At 63.2% G+C, this 26,629-nt stretch carries 27 protein-coding genes; 16 read left to right on the top strand and 11 right to left on the bottom strand.

The window, feature by feature from the left end; all coding sequences use genetic code 11:
* The first annotated feature begins 5 nt into the window (after window positions 1-5).
* Window positions 6-596, top strand: a complete 591-nt coding sequence (locus CCOS864_RS03980) for an LON peptidase substrate-binding domain-containing protein (protein ID WP_115085151.1) — start codon at window positions 6-8, stop codon at window positions 594-596.
* Window positions 597-600: 4 nt separating this feature from the next.
* On the opposite strand, the gene CCOS864_RS03985 is transcribed toward CCOS864_RS03980, so the two are convergent.
* Both CCOS864_RS03985 and CCOS864_RS03990 read right to left on the bottom strand, forming a co-directional pair.
* Window positions 601-1,917 (bottom strand): bifunctional DedA family/phosphatase PAP2 family protein, encoded by a 1,317-nt coding sequence (locus CCOS864_RS03985; RefSeq protein ID WP_115085152.1) that lies wholly within the window; start codon window positions 1,915-1,917, stop codon window positions 601-603.
* Between the two features lie 4 nt (window positions 1,918-1,921).
* Window positions 1,922-2,614 (bottom strand): DNA-3-methyladenine glycosylase, encoded by a 693-nt coding sequence (locus tag CCOS864_RS03990; RefSeq protein WP_115085153.1) that lies wholly within the window; start codon window positions 2,612-2,614, stop codon window positions 1,922-1,924.
* 173 nt (window positions 2,615-2,787) lie between these two features.
* On the opposite strand from CCOS864_RS03990, the gene CCOS864_RS03995 reads away from it, so the two are divergent.
* The 13 genes from CCOS864_RS03995 to CCOS864_RS04055 all read left to right on the top strand — a co-directional run bounded on the left by CCOS864_RS03995 (window position 2,788) and on the right by CCOS864_RS04055 (window position 15,168).
* Window positions 2,788-4,059 carry a glutamate-5-semialdehyde dehydrogenase gene (locus CCOS864_RS03995; protein ID WP_115085154.1) on the top strand — a complete coding sequence of 424 codons (1,272 nt, stop codon included), beginning with the start codon at window positions 2,788-2,790 and terminating at the stop codon, window positions 4,057-4,059.
* A gap of 1 nt (window position 4,060) precedes the next feature.
* Window positions 4,061-4,747, top strand: a complete 687-nt coding sequence (gene nadD, locus CCOS864_RS04000; RefSeq protein WP_115085155.1) for a nicotinate-nucleotide adenylyltransferase — start codon at window positions 4,061-4,063, stop codon at window positions 4,745-4,747.
* A gap of 45 nt (window positions 4,748-4,792) precedes the next feature.
* Window positions 4,793-5,221, top strand: coding sequence for a ribosome silencing factor (gene rsfS / locus CCOS864_RS04005; RefSeq protein ID WP_115085156.1), 429 nt, complete (start codon window positions 4,793-4,795; stop codon window positions 5,219-5,221).
* 9 nt (window positions 5,222-5,230) lie between these two features.
* Complete coding sequence (rlmH, locus tag CCOS864_RS04010; RefSeq protein WP_115085157.1) at window positions 5,231-5,698, top strand: 23S rRNA (pseudouridine(1915)-N(3))-methyltransferase RlmH; 468 nt, start codon at window positions 5,231-5,233, stop codon at window positions 5,696-5,698.
* A gap of 16 nt (window positions 5,699-5,714) precedes the next feature.
* Entirely contained in the window at window positions 5,715-7,604 is a 1,890-nt protein-coding gene (gene mrdA / locus CCOS864_RS04015; protein WP_115085158.1) for a penicillin-binding protein 2, read from the top strand.
* A 38-nt stretch (window positions 7,605-7,642) separates the two neighbouring features.
* Window positions 7,643-8,746 (top strand): rod shape-determining protein RodA, encoded by a 1,104-nt coding sequence (gene rodA, locus CCOS864_RS04020; RefSeq protein WP_166675638.1) that lies wholly within the window; start codon window positions 7,643-7,645, stop codon window positions 8,744-8,746.
* 17 nt (window positions 8,747-8,763) lie between these two features.
* Window positions 8,764-9,774, top strand: coding sequence for a lytic murein transglycosylase B (mltB, locus tag CCOS864_RS04025; protein ID WP_115085268.1), 1,011 nt, complete (start codon window positions 8,764-8,766; stop codon window positions 9,772-9,774).
* Window positions 9,774-10,778, top strand: coding sequence for a septal ring lytic transglycosylase RlpA family protein (locus tag CCOS864_RS04030; RefSeq protein WP_115085160.1), 1,005 nt, complete (start codon window positions 9,774-9,776; stop codon window positions 10,776-10,778). The genes mltB and CCOS864_RS04030 overlap by 1 nt, the downstream gene beginning before the upstream one ends.
* 134 nt (window positions 10,779-10,912) lie before the next feature.
* Complete coding sequence (locus tag CCOS864_RS04035) at window positions 10,913-12,073, top strand: D-alanyl-D-alanine carboxypeptidase family protein (protein WP_100782774.1); 1,161 nt, start codon at window positions 10,913-10,915, stop codon at window positions 12,071-12,073.
* Between the two features lie 76 nt (window positions 12,074-12,149).
* Window positions 12,150-12,422 carry a DUF493 domain-containing protein gene (locus CCOS864_RS04040; RefSeq protein ID WP_115085161.1) on the top strand — a complete coding sequence of 91 codons (273 nt, stop codon included), beginning with the start codon at window positions 12,150-12,152 and terminating at the stop codon, window positions 12,420-12,422.
* Window positions 12,422-13,069 carry a lipoyl(octanoyl) transferase LipB gene (gene lipB / locus CCOS864_RS04045; protein WP_115085162.1) on the top strand — a complete coding sequence of 216 codons (648 nt, stop codon included), beginning with the start codon at window positions 12,422-12,424 and terminating at the stop codon, window positions 13,067-13,069. The genes CCOS864_RS04040 and lipB overlap by 1 nt, the downstream gene beginning before the upstream one ends.
* Before the next feature lie 2 nt (window positions 13,070-13,071).
* Window positions 13,072-14,070, top strand: coding sequence for a lipoyl synthase (lipA, locus tag CCOS864_RS04050; protein WP_010222903.1), 999 nt, complete (start codon window positions 13,072-13,074; stop codon window positions 14,068-14,070).
* 138 nt (window positions 14,071-14,208) lie between these two features.
* Entirely contained in the window at window positions 14,209-15,168 is a 960-nt protein-coding gene (locus tag CCOS864_RS04055; RefSeq protein ID WP_115085163.1) for a S66 peptidase family protein, read from the top strand.
* 38 nt (window positions 15,169-15,206) lie between these two features.
* Here CCOS864_RS04055 and CCOS864_RS04060 read toward each other — a convergent pair whose 3' ends face one another.
* The 5 genes from CCOS864_RS04060 to leuS all read right to left on the bottom strand — a co-directional run bounded on the left by CCOS864_RS04060 (window position 15,207) and on the right by leuS (window position 21,232).
* Complete coding sequence (locus tag CCOS864_RS04060; RefSeq protein WP_115085269.1) at window positions 15,207-16,523, bottom strand: lytic murein transglycosylase; 1,317 nt, start codon at window positions 16,521-16,523, stop codon at window positions 15,207-15,209.
* 61 nt (window positions 16,524-16,584) lie between these two features.
* On the bottom strand, window positions 16,585-16,749 hold the full coding sequence (gene arfA, locus CCOS864_RS04065) for an alternative ribosome rescue factor ArfA (RefSeq protein ID WP_038998593.1): 165 nt from the start codon (window positions 16,747-16,749) through the stop codon (window positions 16,585-16,587).
* 131 nt (window positions 16,750-16,880) lie between these two features.
* Complete coding sequence (holA, locus tag CCOS864_RS04070) at window positions 16,881-17,918, bottom strand: DNA polymerase III subunit delta (RefSeq protein WP_115085164.1); 1,038 nt, start codon at window positions 17,916-17,918, stop codon at window positions 16,881-16,883.
* A gap of 36 nt (window positions 17,919-17,954) precedes the next feature.
* Window positions 17,955-18,560, bottom strand: coding sequence for an LPS-assembly lipoprotein LptE (locus CCOS864_RS04075; RefSeq protein WP_115085165.1), 606 nt, complete (start codon window positions 18,558-18,560; stop codon window positions 17,955-17,957).
* A gap of 65 nt (window positions 18,561-18,625) precedes the next feature.
* The gene (gene leuS / locus CCOS864_RS04080) at window positions 18,626-21,232 is read right to left on the bottom strand and encodes a leucine--tRNA ligase (RefSeq protein ID WP_115085166.1); all 2,607 of its coding nucleotides are present in this window, start codon (window positions 21,230-21,232) and stop codon (window positions 18,626-18,628) included.
* Between the two features lie 240 nt (window positions 21,233-21,472).
* Between leuS and CCOS864_RS04085 the strand changes: the two genes are divergently transcribed.
* Both CCOS864_RS04085 and CCOS864_RS04090 read left to right on the top strand, forming a co-directional pair.
* Window positions 21,473-21,787: a hypothetical protein gene (locus CCOS864_RS04085; protein ID WP_115085167.1), complete on the top strand. Its 315-nt coding sequence runs from the start codon at window positions 21,473-21,475 to the stop codon at window positions 21,785-21,787.
* Between the two features lie 124 nt (window positions 21,788-21,911).
* On the top strand, window positions 21,912-22,673 hold the full coding sequence (locus tag CCOS864_RS04090) for a YdcF family protein (protein ID WP_115085168.1): 762 nt from the start codon (window positions 21,912-21,914) through the stop codon (window positions 22,671-22,673).
* Here the strand turns inward: CCOS864_RS04090 and lnt are convergent.
* Genes lnt through CCOS864_RS04110 form a run of 4 tightly spaced genes read right to left on the bottom strand, consistent with a single transcriptional unit; the run spans window position 22,670 to window position 26,532 of the window.
* Complete coding sequence (gene lnt / locus CCOS864_RS04095; RefSeq protein ID WP_115085169.1) at window positions 22,670-24,187, bottom strand: apolipoprotein N-acyltransferase; 1,518 nt, start codon at window positions 24,185-24,187, stop codon at window positions 22,670-22,672. The two genes, CCOS864_RS04090 and lnt, sit on opposite strands and share 4 nt — an antisense overlap.
* Before the next feature lie 8 nt (window positions 24,188-24,195).
* Window positions 24,196-25,035 (bottom strand): HlyC/CorC family transporter, encoded by an 840-nt coding sequence (locus CCOS864_RS04100; RefSeq protein ID WP_010222913.1) that lies wholly within the window; start codon window positions 25,033-25,035, stop codon window positions 24,196-24,198.
* 5 nt (window positions 25,036-25,040) lie between these two features.
* Window positions 25,041-25,538: an rRNA maturation RNase YbeY gene (ybeY, locus tag CCOS864_RS04105; protein ID WP_115085170.1), complete on the bottom strand. Its 498-nt coding sequence runs from the start codon at window positions 25,536-25,538 to the stop codon at window positions 25,041-25,043.
* On the bottom strand, window positions 25,531-26,532 hold the full coding sequence (locus tag CCOS864_RS04110) for a PhoH family protein (protein WP_115085171.1): 1,002 nt from the start codon (window positions 26,530-26,532) through the stop codon (window positions 25,531-25,533). The genes ybeY and CCOS864_RS04110 overlap by 8 nt, the downstream gene beginning before the upstream one ends.
* Window positions 26,533-26,629 lie beyond the last annotated feature (97 nt).

Raw genomic sequence — 26,629 nt, forward strand, 5'->3', positions numbered from 1 at the left:
TTGCAATGACGTTACCCCTGTTTCCGCTCAATACCGTGCTGTTTCCAGGCTGCTTTCTCGATTTGCAGATATTCGAGGCGCGCTACCTGGACATGATCGGCCGCATCATGAAGCAGGGCGGCGGCTTTGGTGTGGTGTGCATTCTTGAAGGCGAGCAGGTTGGCAGTGCGCCGAGCGGTTTCTCGCAGATCGGCTGCGAGGCGCTGATTCGTGATTTCCAGCAGCAGGACAACGGCCTGCTGGGTATTCGCGTCGAGGGCACCCGACGCTTTCGCGTCGGGCCGTTCGAGGTGCAGAAGGATCAGTTGCTGGTTGCTGATGTGTCCTGGCTGCCTGAACTTGCCGATGAGTCGCTGGAAGATGACCACCACGACTTGCTGGCGCTGCTGCAGGCGCTGGGCGAGCACCCGATGGTCGAAGCCTTGGGCATGCCGGTACCCGTGACGGGCCAGCAGGCACTGGCCAATCAGTTGGCCTACCTGCTGCCCTTCGTCGAAGAAGACAAGCTCGACCTGTTGGCCATCGATTCGCCGCACAAACGCCTGGAGGCTATCCAGGCGCTGCTCGATCGGCTGCAGGGCGAGCTGTTCGCCTGAGCCCTCAGTACTGGTAGCGCAGCAGGGCGTGGGGCAGCGCGTGCAGGGCGAAGAATGCCAGCAGCGCGACGCACGCCGGCAGGATCAGCCACCACACCCGCAGCGGCAGGGCCGTGAGCGGTTGACGCTGCTGGGTCAGGGTCAGGCTGGTGGCACACACGCAGCAGGCGAGCATGGCGCCGGCGAGAATGTCGGTCGGCCAGTGCGCGCCCAGATAGACCCGTGACAGCGCGATCGACAGCGCCGGAATGCAGCCCAGCAGGATCCAGGTCAGGCGCATGCGCGGCGGTTGTCCGCGCCCGGCCAGTACTGCCAGCACCAGAAAGAACGCAAACGACGCCGAACTGTGGCCGCTGGGCATGCTATAGGTGGTCAGCGGATCGGTCAGTACTTCCGGGCGGGCCCGGGCAAATAGCCATTTAAGGCTGCCGTTGGCCAGTGCCGTGCCGATCAGGGTGCTGCCGGCGAGAATCGCCGGGCGCCATTGCCGGGCCAGCAGCAGCAGGCCAGTGAGCAGGCCGCCAAGGAAAAACTGGGTACGGAAATCGCCGAGGCGGGTGATCAGCACCACCGTGCCGTCGATGGCGCGACTGCGGTTTTCCTGGATCAGGGTCATCAGGCCCTGGTCGAACTGGGTCAGGTACGGCCAGCCGAAAAACAGCCCGGTCAGGGCCAGCAGGCTCATCCCGGCAATCAGTCGGGTGCCGCGGCGCATGCTGCGCAGGCTGCTGTTGATGCTCAGGCCGATCAGCAACGCCAGGCCGCCGACGACCACTCCGGCCTGTGGCCAGAAGCCTTCCGGCAGCGGCAGGCGCATGGCTGCTCCCGTGGCCCAGCCTGGCAGCAGGTAAGCCACCGCCCAGCCGGCCCCGGCGATCAGGCTTACCGCGATAAAGCGTGGCAGCGGCATGTCGAACATGCCGGCGACCATGGGCAGCATTGGCCGCAGCGGGCCGATGAAGCGCCCGACCAGCAGGCTGGCGATACCGTAGCGCTGGAAATAGGTCTCGGCGCTGCCGATCCATTCAGGATGATGGCGCAGCAGCGGCAAGCGGCGGATGTTCTGGTGAAAGCGCCGGCCCAGGGTGTAGGAGATCGCGTCACCGAGCAGGCCACCGGCAAAGCCCAGCAGCAGGGTTTCACCCAGCGTCAGGGCGCCGCTGCCAGCCAGTACCGCGACGGCGAACAACAGGACGGTGCCGGGGACGATGATCCCGGCTATTGCCAGGCATTCCACGCAGGCCACCAGAAAAATCGCCAATCCCAGCCATTGCGGGTTGGCGCTGAGCCAAGTGGTCAGGCTGTCGAGCCATGGGCCCATCGTGTCAGTTTCCTTGTGTCAGTAAGAAGTAATCCCGGCCTTCGACTTGGCCCCGGCGCAGCGGGTTCCGTGTGCAATGGCGGGCGAAGTCGGCGTCGACGAACCGGTAGGGCAGATGTTCATCACGGCCGTGGGGAATCCCCAGGCGGGTGGTCTGGATAATTTGTTTCACTTTGATACCGCAGTCCTCGACAAACAGCTGCTCGGCATCGAAGCGTTTGCCGTCCCAATGCGGAACTTTCAGGCCCAGGGCCTTGCACAGCAGGGTCTGCCCGGCACACAGGCGCTCGGGTGGGCGCGCCTGGCCGCTGGCGTCGGGGTTGTTCAGTTGCATTTGCGCCAGGCTGTTGTCATCCGAAAGGGCGTCGACGAAGGGGTAGGCCGACTTGATCAGCACAGCATTGCCCGGCCCGTGGGCGCTGAAGTTCAGCGAGTCGCCGCCGCGGGCGTAGTACATGTAAATGTGCCCGCCGTCGAGGAACAGCGCCTTGCGTTTCTCGGTGTAGCCGAGCGAGGCGTGGCTGCCCTTGTCGGTGAGGTAGTAGGCCTCGGTCTCGATGATCCGCGCCGCCAGCCAGTACGGGCCGTGACGGTGGCGGATGACCTTGCCCAGCAGAGCCCTGGCCAGTTCCCCGGCGTCGCGGTCGAAGAAACTGTCGGGCAGGGCCTTGAGCGGGCAGGGGGCAGAATCGGGCATGCTGGCGGGGTTCGCGGGTGGGCAGGTGGGCGATGATAGCAATTTCTGTCTTAATCAACCCTGAATGGCCAATATCAGCACTCTTTTCGACCATCCGCCTGTCACCGCTGGGCGTGGGACCACGCGACAGTTATAATCATCCGATTTTCCCCTTCGCCAAGACCACTGAGCCCATGACTGAGTCCGTTCTTGACTACATGACCCGCCTGGGTCGCGCTGCCCGCGCGGCGTCGCGCGTGATCGGCCGTGCCAGCACCGCGCAGAAGAACCGCGCCCTGCAAGCCGCCGCCAACGCGCTGGACGCTGCCCGCGCAGAGCTGACCGCCGCCAATGAGCTGGACCTGGCCGCTGGCCGGGCCAACGGCCTGGAACCGGCCATGCTCGAGCGCCTGGCACTGACCCCGGCGCGCATCGACGGCATGATTGTCGGCCTGCGCCAGGTGGCCAGCCTGCCGGACCCGGTCGGCGCGATCCGCGACATGAGCTACCGGCCATCGGGTATCCAGGTTGGCAAGATGCGCGTACCGCTGGGGGTGATCGGCATCATTTACGAGTCGCGTCCGAACGTGACCATCGACGCCGCCAGCCTGTGCCTCAAGTCCGGCAACGCCACCATCCTGCGTGGCGGCTCCGAGGCCATCCACTCCAACCGTGCCATTGCCGCCTGCATCCAGCGCGGGCTGGCCGAGGCCGGCTTGCCGGCGGCGGTGGTACAAGTGGTGGAAACCACCGATCGCGAAGCGGTCGGCGCGCTGATCAGCATGCCGGAGTTTGTCGATGTCATCGTGCCGCGTGGCGGCAAGGGCCTGATCGAGCGCATCAGCCGCGACGCGCGGGTGCCGGTGATCAAGCACCTGGACGGCATCTGCCACGTCTATGTGGCCGAGCATGCAGAGCTGGACAAGGCCCGGCGCATCGCCTTCAACGCCAAGACCTACCGCTACGGCATCTGCGGGGCGATGGAAACCCTGCTGGTCGATCAGTCGGTAGCGGCCGAGTTCTTGCCGGAAATGGCCCGTCAATTTCGGGAAAAAGGTGTCGAACTGCGCGGTTGCGAGCGCACCCTCGAGATTATCGAGGCGGTGCCGGCGACCGAGGCGGATTGGAACACTGAATACCTCGCGGCGATTCTGTCGATTCGCGTGGTCGACGGCCTGGACCAGGCCATCGAACATATCAATCACTATGGCTCGCACCATACCGATTCCATCGTGACCGAACATCAGGCGCAGGCTCGCCAGTTCATGGCCGAGGTCGATTCGTCCTCGGTGATGATCAACACCCCGACCTGCTTTGCCGACGGTTTCGAGTACGGCCTGGGCGCGGAGATCGGTATTTCCACCGACAAGCTGCACGCCCGCGGCCCGGTTGGCCTGGAAGGCCTGACCTGCGAGAAGTACGTGGTGATCGGCGACGGTCAACTGCGCGGACAGGAGTCGCTCTGACTTGGCCGAGCGCAAACCGCCCGCCCACGTTTCGACGCTGTCGCCCGCCCGGCGCATCGGCGTGCTCGGCGGGACATTCGACCCCGTGCACATCGGCCACCTGCGCAGTGCGCTGGAGGTAGCTGAAGTGCTGGCGCTGGACGAGCTGCGGCTGATGCCCAACGCCCGCCCGCCGCACCGCGACACACCGCAGGTATCGGCCCAGGACCGTCTGGCGATGGTCCGGTGCGCCGTACAGGGTGTGCCAACGCTGTCGGTCGATGCCCGCGAGCTTGCCCGCGACAAGCCGTCGTACACCATTGAAACGCTGGAGCTGATGCGCGCCGAAATGGCCGCCTCGGAGCAACTGTTTCTGCTGCTGGGCTGGGACGCGTTCTGCGGCCTGCCCGGTTGGCACCGTTGGGAAGAATTGCTGCAACATTGTCACATCCTGGTGCTGCAACGCCCGGATGCCGACGTCGAGCCGCCGGATGCCTTGCGCAACCTGCTGGCCGCACGCTCGGTCAGTGATCCGCAGGCCCTCGAAGGGCCTGCCGGGAATATTGCATTCGTCTGGCAGACGCCGCTTGCGGTGTCAGCCACGCAGATCCGACAGCTGCTGGCCAGCGGCAAGTCGGTGCGGTTTCTGGTGCCGGACGCAGTACTGGCCTACATCGATGCGCACAACCTTTACCGTGCGCCGAACTGAGGGCGCTGAAAAGCGCCTCATACTATTGAGTTGAATGAGTTTTATATGACCAAGCAAAAACACAACGCCGTCAGCGCCGAAGAGCTGGTCGAACTGACCAAATCCGCCCTGGAAGACGTCAAGGCCCAGGACATCCAGGTTATCGACGTGCGTGAAAAGCACAGCCTGACCGATTACATGATCATCGCCACCGGTACCTCCAACCGCCAGATCAGCGCGATGCTGGAAAAGGTCCGCGAGCAAGTCAAGGCCAAGGGCGTGCAGCCGCTGGGCGAAGAAGGCAAGGGCGACAGCGACTGGGTCCTGCTCGACCTGAACGACGTCATCGTCCACATGATGACCGCCGCTGCCCGTCAGTTCTACGATCTCGAGCGCCTGTGGCTGGGTGCGGAGCAGAGCCGCTCAGCTGATGGCAAACACCACAGCCCGGATCATGCCCACGAGTTTTCAGACAAGCTGAAAGATCGGGAATAAGGAAGGCTCGTGCGTCTGCGTTTGATCGCGGTCGGCTCGCGCATGCCCAAGTGGGTTGAGGACGGTTGGCATGAATATGCCAAGCGCCTGCCCTCTGAGCTGTCGTTGGAGCTGGTGGAAATACCGCTCAATACCCGGGGCAAGAATGCCGACGTCGCCCGCCTGATTCGTCAGGAGGGCGAGGCCATGCTCGCCAAGGTCCAGCCAGGGGAACGGATTGTCACTCTGGAGGTCCATGGCAAGCCCTGGAGTACCGAGCAACTGGCGGTCGAGCTGGACTGCTGGCGCCTGGACTCGCGTACTGTCAACTTCATGGTTGGCGGCCCCGAAGGGCTGGCGCCGGAAGTCTGCGCGCGGGCCGAGCAGCGCTGGTCGCTGTCGCCACTGACACTGCCCCACCCGTTGGTAAGGATACTGATCGGCGAACAGCTGTACCGCGCCTGGACCGTACTGTCCGGGCACCCCTACCATAAATAAGCCTTAAGCCTTTTCAATGTCGCAGCCGATTCGCCTCAAGGATCACGAGAAAGACGCCCGTCTGGTGCGTAGCCGCGTCGTGGTCGGTGCAGTGGCGATCGTCCTGCTGATCTGCGTGTTGATCGTCCGCCTGTATTACCTGCAGGTGATCCAGTACGACTATCACTCGACCCTGTCGGAAAACAACCGGGTGCATGTGCAGCCGATTCCGCCGACCCGCGGGCTGATCTTCGACCGCAACGGGGTGATTGTCGCCGACAACCGGCCAAGCTTCAGCCTGAGCATGACCCGCGAGCGCTCCGGCGACTGGCAGCAGGTGCTCGACGTAATCGTCGAGGTGCTGGAACTGACCCCGGATGACCGCACCCTGTTCGAAAAGCGCATGCGCCAGGGGCGCCGGCCGTTCGAGCCGGTGCCGATCCTGTTCGAGTTGACCGAAGAGCAGATCGCCCGTATTGCGGTGAACCAGTTCCGCTTGCCGGGTGTTGAGGTGGTTGCCCAGCTGGTGCGCCATTACCCGCAGGGTGCGCACTTTGCCCACTCGGTCGGCTATGTTGGGCGGATCAACGAGAAAGAGCTGAAAACCCTCGATCCGGTCAATTACAGCGGCACTCACCATATCGGCAAGACCGGCATCGAGCGCTTCTACGAGCCGGAGCTGCACGGCCAGGTGGGTTACGAAGAGGTCGAGACCAATGCCCGTGGCCGGGTGTTGCGGGTGCTCAAGCGCACCGACCCGATCCCCGGCAAGGACATCGTCCTGAGCCTCGACATCAAGCTGCAGGAGGCCGCCGAAGCCGCACTGGGCGGGCGACGCGGCGCTATCGTCGCGCTCGATCCGAACACCGGCGAAGTGCTGGCGATGGTCAGCCAGCCGAGCTTCGACCCTAACCCATTCGTCACCGGTATCAGCTTCAAGGCCTACGCCGACCTGCGCGATTCGATCGACCGCCCGCTGTTCAACCGCGTGCTGCGTGGGCTGTACCCGCCGGGTTCGACCATCAAGCCGGCAGTGGCCATCGCCGGCCTCGACAGTGGCGTGGTCACGGCCAGCAGCCGAGTATTCGACCCGGGCTACTACCAGTTGCCCAACTATGACCACAAGTACCGCAACTGGAACCGCAGCGGCGACGGCTGGGTCGACCTGGACCTGGCGATCATGCGCTCCAACGACACCTACTTCTACGACCTGGCGCACAAGATGGGCATCGACCGTCTGTCCAGCTACATGAACAAGTTCGGTCTCGGGCAGAAAGTCTCCCTCGACATGTTCGAGGAGTCCGCCGGGCTGATGCCGACCCGCGAATGGAAGCGCGCCACCCGCCGCCAGGCCTGGTTCCCGGGTGAGACGCTGATCCTCGGTATCGGCCAGGGCTACATGCAGACCACGCCGTTGCAGATGGCCCAGGCCATCGCGCTGATCGCCAGCAAGGGCAAGTGGTACCGTCCGCACCTGGCCAAGACCATCGAAGGCCAGCCGCCGGTGGACGACAACCCGATGGAAGACATTGTGCTGCGCGACAAGTCCGACTGGGCCAGGGTCACCCACGGCATGGAGCAGGTGATGCACAACGCCCGCGGTACCGCACGCGCCGCCGCCGCCGGGGCCCAGTACCGGATTGCCGGCAAGAGCGGCACCGCCCAGGTGGTAGCGATCAAGCAGGGCGAGAAGTACGACCGCAACAAGGTTCAGGAACGCCACCGTGACCACGCCCTGTTCGTCGGCTTCGCCCCGGCAGAGAACCCGAAGATCGTGGTCTCGGTCATGATCGAAAACGGCGAGGCCGGTGGTCGCGTCGCAGCGCCAGTGATGCGGCAGGTGATGGACGCCTGGCTGCTCGACGAGAACGGCCGGCTCAAATCCGAGTTCGCTCCCGCCACCGTTGTTCAGGAGTCGGCCCAGTGAAGAACAATTTCGATCGCATGCTTTCCAGCGAGGACGTGATGCGTCGTCGCGCCAGCTTCCTGCAGCGTATCCATGTCGACGGACCGTTGCTGATCCTGCTGCTGACCCTGGCGGCCGGCAGCCTGTTCGTCCTCTATTCGGCCAGCGGCAAGAACTGGGACCTGCTGCTCAAGCAGGCCAGTTCCTTCGGCATCGGCCTGGTATCGATGTTCGTCATTGCCCAGCTCGAACCGCGCTTCATGGCGCGCTGGGTGCCCCTGGCCTACGTGGTCGGGGTGATCCTGCTGGTGGTGGTCGACGTCATGGGCCACAACGCCATGGGCGCCACGCGCTGGATCAATATCCCCGGGGTGATCCGCTTCCAGCCCTCGGAATTCATGAAGATCATCATGCCGGCGACCATCGCCTGGTACCTGGCCAAGCGCTCGCTGCCGCCGCACCTCAAGCACGTGATGATCAGCCTGATCATGATCGGCGTGCCGTTCATCCTGATCGTGCGTCAGCCAGACCTCGGCACCGCCTTGCTGATCCTGGCCTCCGGCGCCTTCGTGCTGTTCATGGGCGGCCTGCGCTGGCGCTGGATCCTTAGCGTGGTGGCGGCGGCGGTACCGGTGGCGGTGGCCATGTGGTTCTTCGTCATGCACGACTATCAGAAGCAACGGGTACTGACCTTCCTCGACCCGGAAAGCGACCCGCTGGGCACCGGCTGGAACATCATCCAGTCGAAAGCGGCGATCGGCTCGGGCGGGGTGTTCGGCAAGGGCTGGCTGCTGGGCACCCAGTCGCACCTGGACTTTCTGCCGGAAAGCCACACCGACTTCATCATCGCCGTGCTCGGCGAAGAGTTCGGCCTGGTCGGCATCTGCGCGCTGCTTCTCATCTACCTGCTGTTGATCGGCCGTGGCCTGGTGATTACTGCCCAGGCCCAGACGCTCTACGGCAAGTTGCTGGCCGGCAGCCTGACCATGACCTTCTTTGTTTATGTGTTCGTCAATATCGGAATGGTCAGCGGCTTGTTGCCTGTAGTGGGTGTGCCGCTGCCCTTCATTAGTTATGGCGGAACTTCGTTGGTGACGCTGCTGTCAGCGTTTGGAGTTTTAATGTCGATCCATACGCATCGCAAATGGATTGCGCAGGTTTGAATAAGGTGAAGAATTACATGCAAGCAATGCGTGGCTGGGCGGCTCGTTGCGCGCCTTGGGTCGGCTTTCTGGGTTTGTTCGGCGGGGTGCAGGGTGCCTCTGCCGGCGACTATGACGGCTCGCCCCAGGTGGCCGAGTTCGTCGGCGAAATGACCCGCGACTACGGTTTTGCCGGTGAGCAACTGATGGGGGTGTTTCGCGAGGTTCAGCGCAAGCAGTCGATCCTCGATGCGATCTCGCGTCCGGCCGAACGGGTAAAACCCTGGAAGGACTACCGGCCGATGTTCCTCACCGACGCCCGGGTCGCCCGTGGCGTCGACTTCTGGCGCCAGCATGAGGCCACCCTGGCCCGCGCCGAGCAGGAATACGGCGTGCCGGCCCAGGTGATCGTTTCGATCATCGGTGTCGAGACCTTCTTTGGCCGCAACACCGGCAACTACCGGGTGATCGACGCGCTGTCGACCCTGGGCTTCGATTACCCGCCGCGCGCCGAATTCTTCCGCAAGGAGCTGCGCGAATACCTGCTGCTGGCCCGTGAAGAGCAGGTTGACCCGCTGACCCTCAAAGGCTCCTATGCTGGCGCCATGGGCCTGCCGCAGTTCATGCCGAGCAGCTTTCGCGCCTACGCCGTGGACTTTGACGGCGACGGCCACATCAATATCTGGAACAACCCGGACGATGCCATTGGCAGCGTTGCCAGCTACTTCAAGCGCCATGGCTGGGTCGCTGGCGAGCAGGTGGTCAGCCGTGCCACGGTACGTGGCGAACGTGTCGAAGAGGGCCTGAGCCCGGGTATCGACGCGGTCAAGACGGTCGGGGAGTTGCGGGCACTGGGCTGGTCGAGTCATGATGCGCTGCGCGATGATCTGCCGGTCACCGCCTTCCGGCTCGAAGGCGACAATGGCCCCGAATACTGGCTGGGCCTGAAAAACTTCTACGCGATCACTCGCTATAACCGCAGCGTGATGTATGCCATGGCAGTGCATCAGCTCTCGGACCTGCTGGTTCAAGCACGGGGCGCCAAGTAATGCGTGTAATGTTCTCCGCTACATCGCTGAAAATGCTTGGTTGCGCCGCCCTGGGCCTGGTGCTGGTGAGCTGCTCGAGCAGCCGCCCGAGCACCTCTACCCAGGGTAATGCCAATGTGGTGCGGGCCAAGCCCGGGCTGGACATCAACCGGGCCCACAAGGACGGCGCGCCCTGGTGGGATGTCGATGTCTCGAAGATCCCCGATGCCACGCCGACCGTGCACACCGGCAACTACAAGGCCAACCCCTACACCGTACTGGGTAAGACCTACTTCCCGATCCCCGACTCGCGCAACTACCGCGCCGAGGGCACGGCGTCCTGGTACGGCACCAAGTTCCACGGCCAGAACACCGCCAACGGCGAGGTCTATGACCTCTACGGCATGAGCGCGGCGCACAAGACCCTGCCGCTGCCGGCCTACGTCAAGGTCACCAACCTCGACAACCACCGTAGCGTGATCCTGCGGGTCAACGACCGCGGACCGTTCTATTCCGACCGCATCATCGACCTGTCCTACGCGGCGGCGAAGAAGCTCGGCTATGCCGAAACCGGTACCGCGCGGGTGCGCGTCGAGGGTATCGACCCGAAACAATGGTGGGCTCAGCGTGGCCAAGCAGCGCCGATGGTGCTCGACCAGCCGCAAGTGGCCCAGACCCAGGCCCTGCCGGCCAGCACCGGTACGGTCGAACAATGGACTCCGCCACCGCAGCAGCACGCCGCCGCCGTGGTCCCGGTACAGGTCGCCAGCAATAATGGCCTGGCCAGCAATGGTCTTTACTTGCAGGTCGGCGCCTTTGCCAACCCGGACGCCGCCGAACTGCTGCGCTCCAAGCTCAGCAGCATGGTCAGCGCGCCGGTCTTCATCAGTTCGGTGGTGCGTAACCAGCAGACCCTGCATCGGGTCCGCCTGGGGCCGATCAACAGCCAGGGCGAAGCCCAGCAGATGCAGGACAGCGTGCGGCTGGCCAATCTGGGGCAGCCCAAAGTCGTCACGGCAGACTGATCGGGGGGACTGATCGGTTTGTCATGCAGCCGGGCGCAGCCGCCATGTACAATGGCGGTTTTGCCCGTCAGGCCATGCGCCTGTAAACGTTTTGCCCATGAGGGCATGAGCCCATTAGCCATTTCGAGAGACGGATGAACATAACCAGCTTTGCCAAACGCCTTTGCCTGCTTGTACCGCTGATGATTGCCCCTGCCGCCTTCGCGGCAGAGCAGATGATGCCGTCGCCGCCGCAACTGGCTGCCAAGTCCTACGTGCTCATGGAAGCCTCCAGCGGCAACATCCTGGTCGAGAACAATGGTGACCAGCGTCTGCCTCCGGCGAGCCTGACCAAGCTGATGACCGCCTACATCGCGACCCTGGATATCCGTCGCGGGCAGATCGGCGAAAACGACCCGGTCACCGTCAGCGAAAACGCCTGGCGTACCGGCGGTTCGCGGATGTTCATCAAGGTTGGCACCCAGGTCAGCGTCAGCGACCTGCTGCACGGTATCATCATCCAGTCGGGTAACGACGCCAGCGTCGCCCTGGCCGAGCACATCGCCGGCAGCGAAGACGCTTTCGCCGACATGATGAACAAGACCGCTACCGATCTTGGCATGAGCAACAGCCACTTCATGAACCCGACCGGCCTGCCGAACCCCGAGCACTACTCGTCGGCTCACGACATGGCGGTGCTGGCACGCGCGATCATCCACGAAGACCCGGCTCACTACGCGATCTACTCGCAGAAGGAGTTCTTCTGGAACAACATCAAGCAGCCTAACCGCAACCTGCTGCTGTGGCGCGACAAGACCGTCGACGGCCTGAAAACCGGCCACACCGACGAAGCCGGCTACTGCATGGTGTCTTCGGCGGTACGTGACGGCATGCGCCTGATCGCCGTGGTCTTCGGTACCAACAGCGAGCAATCGCGTGCAGCCGAAACCCAGAAACTGCTGACTTACGGCTTCCGCTTCTTCGAAACCCAGACTTTCTACCAGAAGGGTACCGAACTGGCCCAGGCGCCGGTATGGAAAGGGGCGACCAACCAGGTCAAAGCCGGTCTGGCTCAGGATCTGAGCATGACTTTGCCTAAAGGCCAATTGAAAAAGCTGGCTGCAAGCATGACCATGAACCCGCAATTGATCGCTCCGATCAACAAAGGTGACGTGATCGGTAAAGTGGAAGTCAAACTGGATGACAAGGTTGTCCACAGTGCCGACCTGATCGCGCTGGATGGCGTCGAGGAAGGTGGTTTCTTCCGTCGTGTGTGGGATAGCATTCGGCTATTCTTCTACGGGTTGTTCAACTGATATCGTGACCTGCCACGCCCCCGCCCACTCACGCGGGGGCGTTGTTGTTGCCACGGCTTACGAGGCCGTTACTGCCATGACCGAAGACGTCAAATCGCACAAAATCGAATTCCCCTGCGCCGATTACCCGATCAAGGTCATCGGTGACACCGTGGTCAATTTCAAGGACACGGTGATCGAGATCCTGAAGAAGTACGCCACGGTCGACATGAATACCCTGGCCGAACGCCAGAGCAAGGAAGGCAAGTACACCACGGTGCAACTGCACATCGTCGCCACCGGTGAAGACCAGCTGCACGATATCAACAGCGCCCTGCGCGCGACCGGAATCGTGAAAATGGTGCTCTGATGCCCGATTGCCTCGGCTTTCGCGACCTCGGCCTGCTGCCTTATGAGCCGGTGCTGGAGGCCATGCGTCGGTTCACCGACCAGCGTGGCCCCGGCACGGCGGATGAGGTATGGCTGGTTGAACACCCGGCGGTGTTTACCCAGGGCCAGGCCGGCAAGGCCGAGCATCTGCTGGTACCGGGTGACATCCCGGTGGTGCAGACCGATCGCGGCGGCCAGGTGACCTATCACGGCCCGGGCCAGCTGGTGGCGTACCTGTTGCTGGATGTGCGCCGCCTGGGCTTTGGCGTGCGCGATCTGGTCAGCCGCATTGAGCGCTGCCTGATCGAGCTGTTGGCCAGTTATAACGTCGAGGCGGCGGCCAAGGCCGATGCGCCGGGCGTCTATGTCGAAGGGGCGAAAATCGCCTCCCTCGGCTTGCGGATTCGCAATGGCTGTTCGTTCCACGGCCTTGCCCTGAACGTGGACATGGACCTTGCGCCATTCCGCCGGATTAACCCCTGCGGGTATGCGGGGCTGGCCATGACCCAGCTGCGCGATCAGGCAGGCTCGATCGAACTCTCTGAGGTAAGGGCAAGGCTGCGCGGGCAGCTGGTCAAGCACCTCGACTATGCTGAGCAGACGACCCTTACGGGCGGAATCTTCTGAATATGACTACTGTTGTGCAAGAACCAGTGCAAAGCGTGACGCCAGCGCCACGGCCGAAGGTCGAGGCGGGTGTCAAACTGCGTGGCGCGGAAAAAGTCGCGCGTATCCCGGTGAAGATCATCCCCACCGACGAGCTGCCAAAAAAGCCTGACTGGATTCGCGTGCGTATTCCGGTTTCGCCGGAAGTCGACCGTATCAAGCAACTGCTGCGCAAACACAAGTTGCACAGCGTCTGCGAAGAAGCCTCGTGCCCGAACCTGGGCGAATGCTTCTCTGGCGGCACCGCCACCTTCATGATCATGGGTGACATCTGCACCCGCCGTTGCCCGTTCTGCGACGTCGGCCATGGCCGGCCCAAGCCTCTGGACGTCGACGAGCCAAAGAACCTTGCCGTGGCCATCGCCGACCTGCGCCTGAAGTACGTGGTGATCACTTCGGTGGACCGCGACGACCTGCGTGATGGCGGTGCCCAGCACTTTGCCGACTGCATTCGTGAAATTCGCGCACTGTCGCCGGGCGTCCAGCTCGAGACCCTGGTGCCGGACTACCGCGGGCGCATGGATGTGGCCCTGGCGATCACCGCCGAGACCCCGCCGGATGTGTTCAACCACAACCTCGAAACCGTGCCTCGCCTGTACAAGGCTGCGCGTCCGGGTTCGGACTACCAGTGGTCGCTGACCCTGCTGCAGAAGTTCAAGGAACTGGTGCCGCATGTACCGACCAAGTCCGGGCTGATGCTGGGCCTTGGCGAAACCGACGAAGAAGTGATCGAAGTGATGCACCGCATGCGCGAGCACAACATCGACATGCTGACCCTCGGCCAGTACCTGCAGCCGTCGCGTAGCCACTTGCCGGTGCAGCGTTTCGTGCACCCGGACACCTTCGCCTGGTTCGCCGAAGAAGGCTACAAGATGGGCTTCAAGAACGTCGCCTCCGGCCCGCTGGTGCGTTCTTCGTACCATGCTGACCAGCAAGCGCACGAGGCCAAGATCAAGCTCTGATCGACGCCGCCGTGCCTCAATGCCGATGCCCGCTACCCTGCGGCATCGGCATTTTTGTTTGCGGCAAGGCTTCCTTGCGCCGTCGAACGGATCGTTGATTTACTGTGGACGGATCAGTCCACACAAGGAGTCGTCTGGATGAACCTTCCCTTCACGCAACAGGCCGGCCTGTTGACGAATGCCCAGCCCCTGCCGGCGGCCTTGCCGGCAGGTGGGCTGATTGCAATCATTGCCCCGGCAGGTCCTGCCCAGGTCGATACGCTCAAGGTCAACCAGTGGTTCGAGGCGCGCGGCTATCGTTGCCGGATCTACCCGGGGGTGACCGCCGCCGAGGGCTACCTGGCCGGTAGCGATGCGCAGCGGTTGCAAGATCTGCACAGCGCCTTCGCTGCCGAGGATGTCGATGCCATCATCTGCCTGCGCGGTGGCTACGGCAGCATGCGCCTGGTGGACAACATCGATTTCGACCTGCTGCGCCGTCACCCCAAGCCTTTGGTCGGCTACAGCGACATCACCGCGCTGCACACGGCCATTGCCCGTCATGCCGGGTTCGTGTCGTTCCACGGCGCCATGCTCAAGTCGGAATTGCTGGGCAACAAGCAGGAGCCGACCCTGTCATCGCTGTTCGAGCAGCTCAGCGGCCGCCTGGGCGCCGGCGACCGCCTTGAGCACCCCGATGCCTGGCCGTTGACCTCGATCCTGCCAGGCGCCGCCAGCGGGCCCTTGCAGGGCGGTAACCTGTCGATGTTGTGCGCGACCCTGGGCACCCCTGCAGAAATCCACTGCGGCGGTGGCATTCTGTTTGTCGAAGACGTCAATGAGCCACTGTATCGGGTTGACCGCCTGCTGACGCAGTTGCGCCTGGCGGGCAAGCTCGAAGGGGTTCGTGGCGTGTTGGTGGGGGATTTTGCCGGGATCACGCTAGAGGCGCTGGCGCCCTTGATGCGGCAGTTCTTCGCGCCGTTGCAGGTGCCGGTACTGGCCGGATGGCGCAGCGGTCATTGCGACCCGAACCTGACCTTGCCGCTAGGGGCCAGGGTGCACCTGGATGCCGATCGCAAGTGCTTGCGGCTGGAGCAGGACTTGTTCAGACGCTGAATGAAAAACGCCCCTGAACAGGGGCGTTTTTGTATTGCTTAGCGTTGACGCAGGCTATCCAGCAGCTTGTGCGTCGGATAGCCGTCGGCAGGCCAGCCCATCGCCTGCTGGGCGCTGCGAATGGCCTTGCGGGTGTTGGCGCCGATAATGCCGTCGGCGGCCCCGGCGTCGTAGTTGCGGGCGCTGAGCAGGGTCTGCAATTCGACCCGCTCGCTGCGGCTCAGCGGCAAGTCGTCCTTGGGCCAGGATCCGGCGATGTAACCCGAGCCGTCGAACCGTTGGCCAAGCAGGCCGACGGCCATGGCGTAGGACGACGAGTTGTTGTACTTGAGGATCGCGCGGAAGTTGTCCAGCACCAGGAACGCCGGGCCGCGATAACCGGCCGGCAGCAACAGGGCGGCAGAGAGCTGCTCGCTACCGGTAGGCAGACGTACGCCGGCAGGCAGTTTCAGCCCCAGTTGCAGCCATTCGGAGACTGTCTTGCGCTGGCTGCCATCCGCCAGCCAGTAATCGAAGCCAGGCGCCAGCTGCACCTCAAAACCCCAAGGCTCGCCGCGTTTCCAGCCGGAGCTCTGCAGGTAGTGGGCAGTGGAGGCCAGGGCGTCAGCCGAACTGTTCCAGATATCGCGACGGCCATCGCCATCGAAGTCCACGGCATGGGTGTTGTAGGTGGTGGGGATGAACTGGGTCTGGCCCATGGCGCCGGCCCACGAGCCTTTCATGGCGTCGGGCTGGATATCACCGTTTTGCAGGATCTGCAGGGCCGCGATCAGCTGCGCCTGGGCAAAAGCCGGGCGGCGGCCTTCATAAGCCAAGGTGGCCAGGGAGCGGATCACCGATTTGTTGCCCTGGAACTGGCCGAAGTTGCTTTCCATGCCCCACACCGACACCAGCACGTTGCGATCAACGCCATAGCGTTGTTCGATCTGGCTCAGCAGTTCAGCGTGTTTTTCCAGCAGGCCCTTGCCATTGCGCACGCGCAGCGGCGATAGCGCGCCATCGAGGTATTCCCATACCGGCCGGGTGAACTCCGGCTGGCTGCGGTCAGCCTTGATCACGTCCATGTCAGGCGTGACGCCGAGGAAGGCGCTGTCGAAGGTGCTGGCGTTGATGCCCGCTTGCAGGGCTTGCTGACGGAAGCCTGCCTGCCATTGGGCAAAAGTTTGCAGCGGCTGGATTTCAGTGCTGGTGTCGACGGCGGGGTTGGGCAGGGTGACTACCGGAGCAGGCTGGGCAGGGGCCAGCGGCAGTGCATCGGCGGCGGTGGGTTTTTCCGCGCAGGCGACAAGCAGGATGAGGCTGGAGGCGGCAATCAGCTGACGAGGTTGCCAGCGACGGGAAAGACAAAGGGGCATGCACAGGTCCAGGTATTTCAGGTCAGGTGTCGACCATACCATGCCTGCCGAATTCTTGCCTTTATGCGGCCAAAAAGTAAGAAGCCTCCCAATCTCTCGATTGGAAGGCTTCGCGGCGGTAGCTGCCTTTGCCTTTGCCTGCGGGTTCCTGGCGGCTACGGAACAGAGGCTGGGCAACGATTGATTTGGCCTTGTTGGGCCCGGGTTTTGCGGGTTTTTTGCTCATGACAGGGAATCCTGCTGGGGTGGGTGTGGGGCGCAATATAGGCGTTGAAGCCATCGCTGGCAAGCCAGCTCCCACAGGGACGGTCGTGGGAGCTGGCTTGCCAGCGATGGGCTGCAAAGCAGCCCCCGGCTTCACTCCGCCGGCAACGCCAGGCGCTGCCCGGCCATCAACAACGACAAGCGCGCCAGGCTGGTCCAGGCCGAACCCTGTGCCTGGCCCTTGATCTGTGCGTCGATACGCTGGGCATCTTGCAGCAACTGACTCCAACGCTGCGCCGAATGGCGTTGCAGGGCCTTGCTCATCAATGGCTTGCGCTTGTCCCAGACCGGTGGCCGGGCCTGGCTGAAAGCCTTGTCCAGCGGCACGCCCTGGCTGAACTGCTGGGCAAGTCCGGCCAGCAGGCGCAGCTCCCGGGCCAGGGCCCAGAGAATCACGGGTGGCTCGACACCCTCGCCGCGCAATCCCTCAAGCATGCGCAAGGCGTGGGCCGCCTCGCCATTGAGAATCGCATCGACCAGGCCGAAAACATCGAAACGGGCGCTGTCGGCTACCGCCGCCTGCACCGTTTCGACCGTGATCTGATTGCCTTCGGCAAGCAGCTTGAGCTTCTCGATCTCCTGGGCCGCCGCCAGCAGGTTGCCTTCAACCCGGGCGGCGATCAGGTCAACTGCGTCGCGCTGGGCGCTCAACCCGGCCTGGGACAGGCGCTGGCTGATCCATTGCGGCAGCTGGTGGCTGTCTACCGGCCAGATCTGTACGAACTGGGCGTGTTGGCCTTCGATCAGTGCCTTGCCCCACTTGGTCTTCTGCGCGCTGCCATCGAGTTTGGGCAGGCTGATCAGCAGCAGGGTGTCTTCAGCGGGGTTGGAGCAGTATTCGATCAGCGCCGCCGCGCCTTTGTCGCCGGGCTTGCCGGAGGGTAAACGCAGTTCGAGCACACGGCGCTGGGCAAACAGCGACAGGCTGGCCCCGGCCTGGAGCAGGGTGCCCCAGTCGAAGTTGGCATCGGCGCTGAACACCTGGCGTTCATCGAAACCTTGCTGGCGTGCCGCGGCACGCACGGCATCGGCGGCTTCCTGGCACAGCAGCGGGTCATCGCCACTGATCACGTAGACCGGCGCGAGGCTGCCTTGCAGGTGTTTGTTGAGCTGGGCGGGAGTGAGTTTCATGATGGCAGACGGGGCACCGAAGTGCCCCGTTCATTCTCAGTTGACCGGCAGTTGCAGCGGCGATTGCTGAGGCGTTTCGTCCTGGGCACGGCGGGCGGCTTCCAGGGCGTCGGCTTCGGCCTTGGCGCGTTCGTCAGCCTTTTGCTGCAGGCTGTCGAGCTGGCTTGGGGTCAGCAACTGCAGGCGCACGAGCATGTTCTGCACTAGATCGCGGCGCATTTCCTTGCGAGTCTGGACGGCTTCCTGATCGGAACCGGTGATGTTGTTGCCGTCATGCACGTAGATCTTACGCACTTCGATCTTGTCGTTGAGCAGGTTGGCGTCGTTTTGGCCTTCGATGCTGAAGGTCAGCACGGTGGTCAGCTCATACTCGGTAGAACGACCTGAACCGGCGTAGCTCGCCGCACGCTGGGACTCTTGCTCGTTGGTCAGCACCAGCTTGTAAGGTGCGCCGGCGTGGACGTTGACGCCGCTGCTCTGCAGGGCCTGACGCAGTTTGGTCACGGTTTCGCCGTAGGCGTTACGCGCGCTCAGGTCCAGTTCCTTGAACGCCAGTTCATTGGTGCCAGTACCGCGCAGCTGGAAACCGCAGGCGCTGAGCATGACGGCCAGGCCCATTACCAGCAGATTGCGTTTGATCATGTTGTAGCTCCCTTGTGGGCCGATTCTGTGCGCCGGCCCGCGCTATGGCGGGCCGGCGTTTCCTGTCAGTTGGCGACGATGTTGACCAGCTTGCCCGGTACCACGATGACCTTGCGGATGCTCAGGCCTTCGGTGAAGCGCAGCACGTTCTCGTTGCTGCGGGCGGCGGCTTCGACTTCCTCGCGGCTGGCCGCGGCCGGCATTTCGATCTGGCCACGCAGCTTGCCGTTGACCTGGATGACCAGGACGATGCTGTCCTGGACCAGGGCGCTTTCGTCCAGCACCGGCCAGGCGGCGTCGATCACGGCGCCCTGGTGACCCAGTCGCTGCCACAGCTCATGGCTGATGTGCGGGGTGATCGGTGCCAGCAGCAGGGCGACGGCTTCCAGGCCTTCGTGCAGCAGGGCGCGGTCCTGTTCGCTGGCTTGCGCGGCCTTTTCCAGCACGTTCATCAGGGTCATCACCTGGGCGATGGCGGTGTTGAACTTGTGGAACTGACCGACATCGGTGCTGGCCTGCTTGATGGCAGCGTGGATGGCGCGGCGGATCACTTTTTGCCCGTCATCGAGGCTGGCGATGTCCAGCTTGCCCGGCAGACCCTGGGCTACGTGGGCCTGAGCCAGGCGCCAGACGCGGCGCAGGAAGCGGTTGGCACCTTCGACACCAGAGTCGGACCATTCCAGGCTCATGTCCGGTGGCGAGGCGAACATCATGAACAGGCGGCAGGTGTCGGCGCCGTAGGCTTCGATCATCGCCTGCGGGTCAACGCCGTTGTTCTTGGACTTGGACATCTTCTCGGTGCCGCCGATCTCGACCGGCAGACCGTCGGTCTTCAGCGTGGCGCCGATGATCTTGGCCTTGGCATCGCGCTCGATTTCGACGTCGGCCGGGTTGAACCAGTCCTTGCCGCCATTGCTGGCAACGCGGTAGTAGGTTTCGGCGACGACCATGCCCTGGGTCAGCAGGTTCTTGAACGGCTCGTTGGAGGTGACCAGGCCTTCGTCGCGCATCAGCTTGTGGAAGAAACGCGCGTACAGCAGGTGCAGGATCGCGTGTTCGATACCACCGATGTACTGATCTACCGGCAGCCAGTGGTTGGCCGCTTTCGGGTCGACCATGCCGCCTTCGTAGTTAGGCGAGGCGTAGCGGGCGAAGTACCAGGACGACTCGACGAAGGTGTCCATGGTGTCGGTTTCGCGCTTGGCCGCCGTGCCGCATTTCGGGCATTCGCATTCGTAGAACTCGGGCATGCGCGCCAGCGGCGAACCGGCGCCATCGGGTACGACGTTTTCCGGCAAGGTGACCGGCAGTTGGTCTTCCGGTACCGGCACATCGCCACAAGCTGGGCAGTGGATGATCGGGATCGGGCAGCCCCAGTAACGCTGACGGCTGATGCCCCAGTCGCGCAGGCGGAACTGGGTGCGGGATTTACCCAGCTCTTTCTTGATCAGTGCCACTTCGATGGCGTCGAAGGCGCCCTGGAAGTCCAGGCCGTCGAATGCGCCGGAATTGATCAGCTGGCCATGCTCGCCGTAGGCGACCAGCCACTCGCTGCCGACTTCATCGCCAGCGCTGGTACGGATCACCGCCTTGACCGGCAGGTTGTACTTGTGGGCGAACTCGAAATCGCGTTCGTCGTGAGCCGGAACAGCCATGACCGCGCCGTCGCCGTAGTGCATCAACACGTAGTTGGCGACCCACACCGGCAGTTTTTCGCCGGTCAGCGGGTGCTCCACGAACAGCGAAGTGGCCAGGCCCTTTTTCTCCTGGGTGGCGATGTCGGCTTCGGCGACGCTGCCGCTCTTGCACTCATCGATGAAGGCTTGCAGCTCGGGGTTGCCCTGGGCGGCCTGGGTGGCCAGCGGGTGTTCGGCGGCAACGGCCACGTAGGTGGCGCCCATCAGGGTGTCCGGACGGGTGGTGAAGACCTTCAGGGCCCCGGCGTGGCCGATGCTGGCCTGATCGTAGGGGAACTGCACTTCCATGCCGCGGGACTTGCCGATCCAGTTGCGCTGCATGGTCTTGACCTGCTCAGGCCAGCCCGGCAGCTCATCGAGGCTTTCCAGCAGCTCATCGGCGTAGTCGGTGATCTTGAAGTAGTACATCGGGATTTCGCGCTTCTCGATCAGCGCGCCCGAACGCCAGCCGCGGCCGTCGATGACCTGCTCGTTGGCGAGTACGGTCTGGTCGGCCGGGTCCCAGTTCACGGTACCGTTCTTGCGGTAGATCACGCCTTTTTCGAACAGGCGGGTGAACAGCCACTGTTCCCAGCGGTAGTAGTCCGGCTTGCAGGTGGTGACTTCTCGCGACCAGTCGAATGCCAGGCCCAGGCTCTTGAGCTGGGTTTTCATGTATTCGATGTTTTCGTAGGTCCACTTGGCCGGGGCGACGTTGTTCTTCATCGCGGCGTTTTCCGCCGGCATGCCGAAGGCGTCCCAACCCATTGGCTGCAGCACGTTCTTGCCGAGCATGCGCTGGTAACGGGCGATCACGTCACCGATGGTGTAGTTGCGCACGTGGCCCATATGTAGCTTGCCGCTTGGGTACGGGAACATCGATAGGCAGTAGTACGTGTCCTTGCCTGGCTGTTCACTGACTTCAAAAGACTTTCGCTCATCCCAGTAAGACTGGGCGGCGGCTTCGATTTCGCGGGGCTGATAGAGTTCGTGCATGGCTACTTTGCGCTGAGAAATGGGAGACCTTATCCAGGCAGCGATCAAACCGCTGCATCGGCAATCCGGTGTCAAGTATGGTGAACGGCCTAGCATACATGACCCCTGTCCATCGAGGGAAACCCTGATTGCACCGCCTGTGGCGCGGCGGGCCGTTGGTCGCGGCGTCCTGCTGCTTTTACGAGTAACGCTAAGCTCATGTGTGGGGGGAGATACATTTACCTTCAATGAGGTGAACGGATGGGAGAGTCGCAGCAACAAGCAACGAAACCGGAGCTTTACGAACGGCTGATCGATCGTCTGGGCCTGGCCCTCGAGGTCGCCAGAACTTCCGTTCGATTACGCGATGAAGTGCCTGCTGAATTGGAGTTGCGTGGTCTGAGCCGCGCTGAATTCGAAGTGATCAAGGCCTATCTGGAATCCCTTCCGGAAGGCGGGCATGGACGCGTCGGCGCATTGCCACAACCGGAGTCGCCGCCTGCGGCCAGAGTCGTCTGGCTCAAGGACAAGCGTTCCGCTACCACAGCAAAGTCCAGGACGCTGCAATTCAAGTAGCCGTTCGGGTTTTTCCGGCGCAATGCGGAGTGCGCCACTGAGTCAATAACTTCTCTGATCGGCACCTGGCTATTGTTGCCAGGTGCCGATCGTCTTAGGCTGCGCACCTCCAAGGAGGTGTCCTGTGCCGTTTCGCTATCTCATCAAACAAATGATCATGCCGCCTGGCATTCTGTTGCTCTTACTTATAGTTGCCTGGTGGCTGCGCAGGTCCTGGCCGCGGCTGTCGACCCTGTGCTTCGTCCTGGGTTTGGGCGGGCTGTGGGTGATGAGCCTGCCGATCGTGGTGGAGCAGGCCGCCTATCGACTGGAAAGCGAACCGGCACTGGCCACCAGCCAGTGGGCAGGGCTTAGCCAGCATGCCGATGCCATCGTCATCCTCGGCTCCGGCCGCGAACGCGGTGATCCGGCCTGGGATTCGCAGGACCAACCCACGGGCGTAGCCATGGAACGCATGCGGTACGCCGCGCAGTTGGCGAAGGCGTCGGGGTTGCCCGTGTTGACCAGCGGCGGCCTGCACTACGATACGCCACCCAGCGAAGCGCAACTGATGGCCGATGCCCTGCAACGTGACCTGGGCGTGACTGTACGCTGGAAGGAAGAGCGCAGCCGCACCACCTGGGAAAACGCCCAAATGAGCGCCGAGCTGTTGCAGCCCCTGGGGATCAAGCGCGTGGTGGTGGTAACCCAGGCCTGGCACATGCAGCGTTCACGCTGGAGCTTCGAGCAGGCGGGGTTTGAAGTGGTGCCGGCACCGGTGGGCTTTCTCGGCCGCGATCACGCCCGGCCTTTCGGTGGCTGGCTGCCGGAAGGCAAGTCCATGTGGCAGAGCGGCCAACTGCTCAACGAGGCAGTCGGCCTGCTCGGCTACAAACTGTTCTACTAGACGGTCTTGGCGATCCGGCTGGCCAGCAGGGCCCAGCCCAGCAGCAGTGCGCAGAGAATCACCAGTGGCCAGGAGCGCCATTGCAGGTACGGGGTGAGTTGCTGCATCGGCACCACTTCGCCGTAGAGGATGCCGCGCTCGAACTGCGGGATCTGCGCGGTGATCCGCCCGAACGGGTCGATCAGGCCGGTGACGCCGTTGTTGGTGGCGCGGATCATCCAGCGTCCGGCCTCCAGCGCGCGCATCTGGGCCATCTGCAGGTGCTGCAGGGGGCCGATCGAGGTGCCGAACCAGGTGTCATTACTGATGGTCAGGAGAATATCGCTGCGCGCCGCCAGGCTCGCCGCAAACTCCGGATAGACCACTTCGTAGCAGATATATGGCGCGATCTGATAGCCCTTGGCCTGCAGCAGAGGCTGGTCAGCCGGCCCGCGGGCAAAGTCCGACATTGGCAGGTCGAAGAAGGCGATCAGGCCGCGGAGCATATCCTGCAGCGGCACGTACTCGCCGAACGGCACCAGTTTTTGCTTGAGGTAAGTGCCATCGCCTTCGCCGGTTACGGTGATGCCGTTGTAATAGCGGCGTTGCTCGTGCACCACTTCGCGCACCGGCAACCCGGTGATCAGCGCCGAATTACGCTCGGCGGCGAAGTTGCCCATCATGTCCAGGTAACCCTGGGCTTGTTCCTTGAGGATCGGCACCGCGGTTTCCGGCCATACCAGCAGGTCGACAGGTTTCGAGCTGAAGCTCATGTCGCGGTACAGAGCCAACTGGGCGTTGATGTGTTCCGGGTTCCATTTAAGTTCCTGCTCGACGTTGCCTTGCAGCGCAGCGACAGTCAGCGGCTTGCCCGCAGGGCTTGTCCAGGCGTGGTTCTTCAGCGCCAGGCCGATTGCCCAGGGTGCCAGCAGCAGGACGATGGCCACCGCCAGGAACGATTTGCGCGCCCGCAGGCGTGGCAGGTTGCACAGCAGCGCCGCGCACAGGGCCAGGCAGAAGGAGATCAGCCACATGCCACCCAGCGGTGCCAGGCCCGACAGGGGGCCGTCAAGCTGGCTGTAGCCGGAGTACAGCCAGGGGAAACCGGTAAGGAACCAGCCGCGGAAAGCTTCCTGGCCTACCCACAGGGCGGCGAAGCACAGGGCATCGGCCAACGGCGCCTCGTTGCGGCGCAGCCAGCGTGCCCAGAGCCAGGCGGGCAGGGCAAAGAACCAGGCTATGGCGGCGAAGAACGCCAGCAACAGCCCGGTGGCCAGCAGCGGCGTGGCACCGCCATAGGTGTTGATACTGACGTAGATCCAGCTGGTGCCAGCGGCGTACAAGCCAAAACCGAAGCACCAGCCGCGGCCCAGGGCCTGGCGCGGGCTGAGCTCGCGCAGGCCGAGGTAGAACAGGCCGGCCGCGAGCAATGCCAGCGGCCAGATGTCGAACGGCGCCAGGGCCAGGGTGGTGATTGCACCGGCCGCCACGGCCAGCAGGTTACCGGGCCAGCCGGGGCGGGTGATCCAGCGCATGGTTGTCCTTAACGGGTAATAGGGGTCAGACGCAGCAGGTGAATCCGGCGGCTGTCGGCGTTGAGAATGCGGAAACGGTATGGGCCGATCTCGGTGGTCTCGTTACGCTTGGGCAGGTGGCCGAAGGCGCTCATGACCAGGCCGCCGACGGTGTCGAATTCGTCGTCGGAGAACTGGCTGTCGAAGAACTCGTTGAAGTTTTCGATCGGCGTCAGCGCCTTGATCAGGAAGTCTCCACTGGGCAGCGGCTTGATGTAGCTGTCTTCCTCGACGTCGTGTTCGTCTTCGATGTCGCCTACGATCTGCTCAAGTACGTCTTCGATGGTCACCAGGCCCGCCACGCCGCCGTATTCGTCGATGACGATGGCCATGTGGTTGTGGTTGGCGCGAAATTCACGCAGCAGTACGTTCAGGCGCTTGGACTCGGGCACGAAGGTGGCCGGGCGCAGCAGGTCCTTGATGTTGAAGCTGTCGCCGTTCTCCTTGAGGATCAGCGGCAACAGGTCCTTGGCCAGCAGCACACCGAGCACGTCGTCATGGCTTTCGCCGACGACCGGGTAGCGCGAGTGCGCGGCGTCGATCACCGCCGGCAGGAACTCACGTGGCGACTGGGTCGCCTTGATGCTCATCATCTGCGAGCGCGGCACCATGATGTCGCGCACTTGCAGGTCGGCGACCTGGATGGCGCCCTCGACAATGGTCAGCGCCTCGCTGTCGAGCAGCTTGTTCTGATGGGCTTCGCGCAGCAGCTCAAGCAGCTCCTGACGGTTTTTCGGCTCGTGGGCAAAAGCCTGGGTCAGTTTGCCCAGCCAGGACTTTTGCCCGTTGCTCGATCGATCTTCGCTCATGGCGGTTACTCGTGATCCTTTGCAGATATCAGTGTTGAAATGTCGTCGTGTTCGTCGTCGGCGTACGGGTCCGGATGGCCCAGTTCCGCAAGCAACGTTCGTTCCAGTGCTTCCATTTCCTCGGCCTCATCGTCGTCGATGTGGTCGTAGCCCAGCAGGTGCAGGCAACCATGGATGACCAGGTGCGCCCAGTGGGCGTCGAGCGCCTTGCTCTGTTCGGCGGCTTCGCGCTCGACCACGGCGATGCAGATCACCAGGTCGCCCAGCAGCGGGATGTCGAGCAGTTCATCAGGCACGTCGGCCGGGAAGGACAGCACGTTGGTGGCGTAGTCTTTGCCTCGCCAGGTGAGATTCAGTTCACGGCCTTCGGCTTCATCGACCAGACGAATGGTCAGCTCCGAATCGGCCGTGCGCTGGCGCAGGGCCAGCTCGCACCATTGGCGGAACTGCTCTTCGCTCGGGTGGTTCGCATCGCTTGCCAGCTGCAGATCGAGCTCAAGCATCGCGTTGTTTGCCTTCGGTCGGGTTCTGCTGCTGGCTGTCGAAGCGCTCGTAGGCTTCGACAATCCGCTGCACCAACGGGTGGCGGACCACGTCCTTGGGTTGGAAGTGCGTGAAGCTGATGCCCGGCACACCCTTGAGCACCTCGATGACCTGGGTCAGGCCCGACTTGGTGCCACGTGGCAGGTCGACCTGGGTGATGTCGCCGGTGATCACGGCGGTGGAGCCGAAACCGATACGGGTGAGGAACATCTTCATCTGCTCGACCGTGGTGTTCTGGCTTTCGTCGAGGATGATGAAGCTGTTGTTCAGGGTGCGGCCGCGCATGTAGGCCAGCGGGGCAATCTCGATCACCTGGCGTTCGATCAGCTTGGCCACGTGCTCGAAGCCGAGCATCTCGTACAGCGCGTCGTACAGCGGACGCAGGTACGGATCGATCTTCTGCGCCAGGTCGCCAGGCAGGAAGCCGAGCTTTTCGCCCGCTTCGACTGCCGGGCGTACCAGCAGGATGCGCCGCACCTGTTCACGCTCCAGGGCATCGACGGCGCAGGCCACGGCCAGGTACGTCTTGCCGGTGCCGGCCGGGCCGATGCCGAAGTTGATGTCGTTGCTGAGGATTTCCTTCACATAGCGCTGCTGGTTCAGCCCGCGAGGACGAATCATGCCCTTGCGTGTACGCAGGGAAACGCTGACTTCGTTGACGGCCGGATTTTCCAGCTCTTCGACGGCCGATTCCTGCAGGTACAGGTGGACCATTTCCGGCGACAGGTCGGTGGCCTTGGCTTCGCGATAGAGCCGGCGCAGCAGTTGCTCGGCAGAGGAGGTGTGTTTGGGTTCGCCGATCAGCTCGAATTGATTGCCGCGGTTGCGGATTTCGATGGCCAGGCGCTGTTCGATCAGGCGCAGATGCTCGTCGAACTGCCCGCACAGGTTGGCGAAGCGATGGGCCTCGAAGGGCTCTAGGATGAAGCGATGTGGTTCGATAGGTGCGTTCAAGGTCGTTTTTCAGCCGCCCAACGGCAAAGGATATGGTCTCAAGGATAACCCTAGCCGCTGCAGGGCGAAAGCGCTGAAACGATCAAGGGTCGCCGGG

This window comes from Pseudomonas wadenswilerensis, assembly GCF_900497695.1.
Taxonomy (GTDB): Bacteria; Pseudomonadota; Gammaproteobacteria; order Pseudomonadales; family Pseudomonadaceae; genus Aquipseudomonas; species Aquipseudomonas wadenswilerensis.